General features: G+C 43.6%; 3 protein-coding genes and 2 pseudogenes. All 5 read right to left on the bottom strand.

All coding sequences use genetic code 11. The features are described 5' to 3' along the window. Positions 1–128 precede the first annotated feature (128 nt). Positions 129–1,724 (bottom strand): group II intron reverse transcriptase/maturase, encoded by a 1,596-nt coding sequence (gene ltrA / locus JGK22_RS32210; RefSeq protein ID WP_293208965.1) that lies wholly within the window; start codon positions 1,722–1,724, stop codon positions 129–131. Between the two features lie 89 nt (positions 1,725–1,813). Next, positions 1,814–3,544, bottom strand: a complete 1,731-nt coding sequence (ltrA, locus tag JGK22_RS32205; protein ID WP_293199389.1) for a group II intron reverse transcriptase/maturase — start codon at positions 3,542–3,544, stop codon at positions 1,814–1,816. A gap of 610 nt (positions 3,545–4,154) precedes the next feature. Then, positions 4,155–4,361: pseudogene (locus tag JGK22_RS32200) on the bottom strand (reverse transcriptase N-terminal domain-containing protein); the annotation flags it as partial. Between the two features lie 625 nt (positions 4,362–4,986). Continuing rightward, complete coding sequence (locus JGK22_RS32195) at positions 4,987–5,868, bottom strand: transposase (RefSeq protein WP_293178730.1); 882 nt, start codon at positions 5,866–5,868, stop codon at positions 4,987–4,989. Positions 5,869–5,925: 57 nt separating this feature from the next. Then, positions 5,926–6,238 (bottom strand): annotated as a pseudogene (locus JGK22_RS32190) (RNA-guided endonuclease TnpB family protein); the annotation flags it as partial.

Below are 6,238 nucleotides of genomic sequence, written 5' to 3'. Positions count from 1 at the left end.
ACCTAACTTACTGGCTACTTTTCTCAAAATAATTAAAGTCAGTGAAGGAGTCGCCCCCTCCACTGCTCTCCAAAACGGAACGTGATAGTTTCCCATCATTGGGCTCCTCAATAAAACGGCTGTTGTCATCAGTACGTCATTACCAACATATCGTTTTCCCAAACCCAAAGGCTTGGTTCCACTGGTGGCTTAGGTTTAGCACTTTTACAGCTAGATTTGTTACCGAGACTGCCATCGTTGGCGGTCTTTGTGTCGTGGCAATGTCGATGGAGTAGTTGCCAATTATCATAAGATTCCCTTCCACCTTTCGATTTAGGGATGATGTGGTCAACTTCTATCGAATCTCCATCTTTGAAGTAGTTATCGCAGTGGGTGCATTTCCCTTTTTGACGCTTGAGTAGTTTAGACACTCTCGCAGGTATTTCGGGGTGTACTCCCATTCTTGAACTCCAATATAACCAGTCACCGTCGTAGGGGGATGCTTTTCCTTTTACCTTTACATAGCGTTTTATTTCCGTGGAGCTATGTTGTATTAGCGCATAAGGATTGTTACCCTCTCCGGTTGCAAACACCCAGTTATTGCCTTCTACGGTTTTGAAGTATTTAAGGCGTATCCACCCTCTGCCTTTGTTCCTATGACGATGACGACCCCATTTGAGGAGCTTCCAAACCACTAAGTGCCACAGCCTTGCAAATATTTTCTGGCTGACGACTGAACAGAAGTAGTTACACCAACCCCGTATGATAGGATTGAGATTCTTAATTAAAGTCGCTTGATTTAAGCCACGCGACTTATTTATTACTTCTGCAACTTTTCTGTAGTGCCTCTTCTGGCTTTCCTTACTGGGGGTGATAATAGTTTTAAAACCCAATAAGACACCTCTAGTCCCTATTCCCGAGTTATATTTTCCTACTGGAAACTGCTTGATGTTGAATCCTAGAAAGTTAAATCCAGATTCTTCCCCATCTAGTCTATTCAGGGTATGGGCTATCTTTGTTTTACTCGGTTTTAGTTCTAACCCAATGTCACTTAACCACTTCTCTATCTCAACCTTACACAGCTTTACGACTTCTACATCCTCATGGAGGACTACGAAATCGTCAGCATATCTTATCAGTGAAATCGATTTGATTTTGTCTCGTAATCCACAAGTATGACCACGAGAGTCTCTCATCTCGAATTTTGGGGCTAAACCCATAATCAATTCCTCAAGCCCATGTAAGGCGACATTGGCAAGTAGAGGTGAAATCACCCCGCTCTGTGGTGTACCTTCATCAGTTGGGAACAGCTTGTTTCCATCCATTACACCAGCTTTTAACCAAGCTCGGATTTGTCTCCGTAAGGTAGGATAGGTATTCAATTTTGAGAGAAGTACATCATGGTTAATGCGGTCGAAGCATTTGCTAATGTCGGCATCCAGCACATATTTTGATTTTTGCTTTATTGCCAAGAATATTGCTCCGATAGCATCGTGACATGAGCGCCCAGGTCTGAAGCCGTATGAGTTAGCTTCAAATCGCGCTTCCCATTCTGGTTCTAACACCAGTTTGACTAACGCTTGCAAAGCTCGGTCTTCCATTGTCGGTATGCCTAATGGTCTTTCCTCATCTGTCCCTGGTTTGGGTATCCAAACTCGGCGTGTTGGCTTAACCTTAGAACCCAGTGATATTTTATTTATCAAGGCGAAACGTTGCTTTGGGGTTAGCGATTTCACACCATCCACACCAGCCGTCTTCTTGTCGGGTAAGGAGGAACACGTCGCCGCGTCCTCCTCCCCTAAGAACCGGACTTGACAGTTTCCCATCATCCGGCTCAAGCCTCCAAAACCTCAGAACGTTTGCCTGTATGTTCATGCCTGTGACAGGCTTTGTGAAGGTGGACAAGGTTTTCCGCTTTGTCCGTGCCTCCGTCTTTCACCCGAATCTTGTGATGGGTGTGCAGTTCTTCTCCATTGAACAAGTGTTCACCGCATACTGGACATTTCCAATTTTGGTTAACCGCTACGTTATAGAGTTTTGAGCCTTTTGCCCAGTACGATTTCCCGTATTTGGATTGGCGGTCTTGCCAGTATTTGGTGAGTGTTGGGTCGTCGGGAGATGCCGTGTCTTTGACTTTGACATGGCGTACTATGGGGATGTATGCCAGCTTCGGCAGGGTTATTAATGTTTCCCTACCATGTCTGTTCTTTAAGGGTTGGGCAAAGTTCCACTTCGTCCCGTTGATTGTTCTGAAGTATTTTTGGGCTATCCAACCTTTCCCCTTTTTCGGGTGTCTTCTTAGCGACCACTTCCACAGCATTTGCCATATTCGGTAGTCTACGTAAGAAAACGTCTCCTTACTGACCTTGTGCTTGTAGTAGTTCCCCCATCCTCTAATGATTGGGCTAAGGTGCTGGATAACTGCCGTTGCTTTTACCGTTTTGTGTTGATTCAGCCATTGTTGAATTCCAGACAGGAATTCTTTGACCTTTTCTTTTTGCGGTTTAATTAAGCATTTACCCTTGTAATGTCGGACATTGAACCCTAAGAAATTGAAGCCCTCATTAATATGAGTGATTTGGGTTTTATCCGTATTAAGTTTTAAACCCCTCTGATTTAGCCATTCTTCTAGGATGGGTTTAATGGCTTCCAAATCCTCACGATTTTCTGCGGTGATGATGAAGTCATCAGCGTAGCGAACAAACCCATATTTGGGTTTGTGTTCCCTCTCTGTTCTTTTTCTACCTTTTGAGTCGGTATATTTGTATTCCTTCGTCTTTTTATATTGACTTAGGAATTTTTCCATTCCGTCGAGGGCTATGTTTGCCAATAAGGGAGAAATAATCCCTCCCTGTGGCGTTCCGCTTTCGGTATCGTGGAATATTTCTGCCTCTACATATCCTGCTTTTAGCCACTGTTTGATTAGCTCTTTACCAGGGATTTCTCCTATGGCATTGAGCAGGTACTCGTGGCTGATATTGTCGAATGCCCCTTTAATATCTGCGTCCAGTATCCATCTGTCGTTCCCCTGAGCGTTTAGTCTTATCCATGTCTGCTCAATTGCGTCATGGCAACTTCTGCCTGGGCGAAAGCCATAGGACTGGGCTTCAAATCTGTTTTCCCAGACTGGTTCCAGGGCATTTTTGACAATTGCCTGTGCTATCCGGTCTTTGATTGTCGGGATACCTAATGGTCTTTGTTTTCCGTTAGCTTTCGGTATGTATACCCTTTTCGTTGGGCGAACTTTCCATAAGGTGTATTCCTTACTTTCTCTGACCAATTTCACTCTTTCCTCTGGAGTTAGAGCCGTCTGACCATCGATGCCAGCCGTCTGTTTCCCTTTGTTTTCTTGAGTGACTCTTCGCACTGACAATAGCAGGTTGGAGTAACTGCGAAGCATCAGTTTCATGAGGCTTCTAACCTTATTCCACTGACCGTTCTGGGCTGCTCGGTAGATTCTCCGTCTCAGGTTTCTGACACGCTTTTTGATGAGCTTCCAATTGATGGATGCCCACCCCTTGAGCGGTTCCTTCGTTCCGATGTCATTGCTGACTCTATCTTTCACGTTGGTTCAATTCCTTTACGCAAAATTTACCGTTGAAGACCCGCTGGAAGTCTGCCATCTTTCGATGCGGGGCAAAGCCTGAACCCCTATCTTCAGCATTACGGTAAAGCATTCGCTTTCTCCAGCATCCCTTACCCTCTGGATAATTCCGTTTTCCTTACGGTCAACCTACTCACGCCATCGACCTGGCTTGAGAATCCATAGGGCTTATCGTGTTCCGTACATTTAACCTTCGACCGATTTGGGTTCCACCTATATTCCGGTGAGAGTTTCGCTCTCTCGTTACTAGCCACAAGGCGCTGCCAGTAACCTACTCACTTGCCTTTTTGGCTAGAGTGTATCAGCCTGATTTCACTCTTTAGACATAACGGAATCTACAGTGATTCACATAACGTTAACCCTTTTCGATCTTCCCCTTGCCCTTTCACTGATTTGGGCTACCAGTTGCGGGGCTTTCATGCCTTGCATTCCAACAGGTTCATTACTTACTACTGTTGTAGGCGGAGTGTGACACTCTTTTATGTGGGGACGGAGAGAGAGAGTTCTCCGGGAGAGGCGGCTCTCCAGTTATTCAGCGCAGATGCGCCTAATGTACGACTTCACGTCGCACCCCTTGATTATCCTGAGTTACCCGACGAACCGATAATGCTCTTGCTGTCCAAGAACTTATCAACAATTTCTGGAGTTTGCGTACTAGCTTGACATCACCACGATTAGACGCTTGATATATCCGTTTTTGCAACTTAAAGACGTTACGTTCTAGCTTTCGCCAGTTGATATCGCTCCATTCATACATCGGTTTTATTGCCGTGTTCATGACATTTACATTGCGAATTGTAGCTATACCATCCGTATTACCGTGAGTCCGTTAGCATATCCTTCACCATTACAGTGAGGCGTTGGCTTCTGACTCAATCTCTACCACCTGTTACCTGGATAATCCAGAGGTTTCGTCTTAGCTGACTGCTCGGAGTATTCGACCTCTCCGAGAGTAATCAGGTGGGTTACTTCGTTCCTCATAACCTTTGGTTTGTTCCATTAGGATGTCACCTTTTCACCGAGTTTTTGGGTAACGTAGGTATGTCGGGCAAAATCCTCATACCACCCTGTACTAATGCCCTTTTGGGACTACCAGCGCAAGAAGCCTTATTTCGCTGGTTCGGAGTAACGGTGATTCAGGCAGTGACTTCACTTTCGTTATCCATAGGAACTTGCTCACGGGATACCACTTTTTAGGCTAGTAGCTCTTTCCGCTTTTATCCCCGCTTCACCGATTGATGGCTAGTCTCTACAGTGGGGGATATGCTTTCACCTCTACGTCTGAGGGGCAGGATTTGACGCTTTCTAGGATACTGACGCTCACCTGCAAGGTTATTAAGTTATCATCTACAAGGGATTAAAGTGCTTTCCTCAATCCTGATGGATTACCCTGTAGAAGCCAGTCATCCCCCGATTTCTCGGTTTCGACTGAACGAATCGCACTTGGCAGCACCATTTAAGTCTGCATTCACAATTATGCCATTATCTGACTGATATAAGCCACGTTTAATCCGCTTTCCAGATGCTTTCCACCCAGTTGGTTTTTGACCATATTTGGGTAGGGAGTCACCATCAAGAAAACTAGCTTTTGAAGTATATGCTTCTTCGGTTTTAAGAAATCTGATTCCGTGCAAATCGCACAGTTCTTTCAACCTATTTTTTAGCTTACCTAAAGGCATTTGAACAAATTTTTGATTGTTCAGTTTACCGAGATTACTGTTAGACTTAAAGCCTTCATTCCACCCAACTATCAGTGTGCCAATTCCGTATTTCAGACAATGGTTGACAATTAACTTTGCAGATTTATTGATGCCATCACGCATTTGGTGATTGCGTTTGCGAGTTACACGGTCTAGCCAATTATCCCAGTAACCTTCTGGTTTTCCTTCTTTTCTAGTTGCTACTTTCTTGTTCCACAATTGATTCATCGCTTTCATTGCACGAGAATCAATCAATAAAGAGTTTCCCAGCGTATCGACACAAGCTGCTAAATTGTCAGAAGTTCCTAAGTCAATTGACAATGCTTGACCAATGTCTAAATTATGTTGTTGTTTTTCAACCTCGTAGGACATTTCCAGGTAAAAATAACCATTTTTCGGGAGAATTGTAAACTCTTTCACTTGAGAAAAATCAAGATTCGATGGCATAGGCAAAAAGAATTCAGAAACTCCAAACCATCGCCTTACTGTTAAACCCAAGGAAAACCTTAACTGATTGCCAACAAGTTTTGGTCTTAAACCTCCAGAATTGGGATAAGCTACTTTAAACAACTTAGAGTTTTTCAGGTATCCCGGTGGCTTGGGGTTAAAATGTAATTGACCTTTGATATATAAATCTCTTAATTATTTAAAAGATTTGAAGGCTTCTGTTACTGACATCAATGTTTGCTGCATTGGTGTTGATGGCAATGATTTAGCAACCATTGATTTTGTAACTGATGGTTCAAAAGATAAGTCAAATTTTCCAGTCAACAATTTTCCTGTTTTGAAAAAAATCTGACGAGCTAAATAAACACCACTGTTATACAGTTTACCTGATTGTTGACAGAGATACTCTAACAAGGCTTGAACTTCTTTGGTTGGAGACAGTAATATTTGCTGAACTCCCATTGTTTTTTTGGTTTTATTCACCTCTGTTTTCCTGAATATTGGTTGA

The sequence above is a fragment of the Microcoleus sp. PH2017_08_TRC_O_A genome (assembly GCF_020738665.1).
In the GTDB taxonomy this organism is placed as follows: domain Bacteria; phylum Cyanobacteriota; class Cyanobacteriia; order Cyanobacteriales; family Microcoleaceae; genus Microcoleus.
The sequence above is the reverse complement of the archived record's forward strand: the minus strand, read 5'-3'. Positions and strand labels throughout refer to the sequence as shown.